The organism is Nocardia coffeae (genome assembly GCF_019890715.1).
In the GTDB taxonomy this organism is placed as follows: domain Bacteria; phylum Actinomycetota; class Actinomycetes; order Mycobacteriales; family Mycobacteriaceae; genus Nocardia; species Nocardia jiangxiensis.
This window is the reverse complement of the sequence record NZ_JAINZY010000099.1, coordinates 1-286: the sequence shown is the minus strand read 5'-3', so window position 1 is coordinate 286 and position 286 is coordinate 1. Positions and strand designations below refer to the sequence as shown.

Annotated in this window: 1 pseudogene; it reads left to right on the top strand. The window is 67.8% G+C overall.

The features are described from left to right. Positions 1–286: pseudogene (locus tag K7711_RS47210) on the top strand (NAD(P)(+) transhydrogenase (Re/Si-specific) subunit alpha); the annotation flags it as partial.

Here is a 286-nt window from a genome sequence, read left to right as displayed (position 1 = left end):
CGACGTGCGCCCCGAGGTGGCCGATCAGGTCCGTTCGGTGGGTGCGCAGTGGCTGGATCTGGGGATCGATGCCGCGGGTGAGGGTGGTTACGCTCGCGAGCTGACCGAGGGGGAGAAGGCTCGGCAGCAGCAGGCTCTCGAGGATGCGATCAAGGGTTTCGATGTGGTGATCACGACCGCGTTGGTGCCGGGTCGTCCCGCGCCGCGTCTGGTGACCGCTGCGGCGGTGGAGGGGATGAAGCCGGGCAGTGTGATCGTGGATTTGGCGGGGGAGACCGGTGGTAAC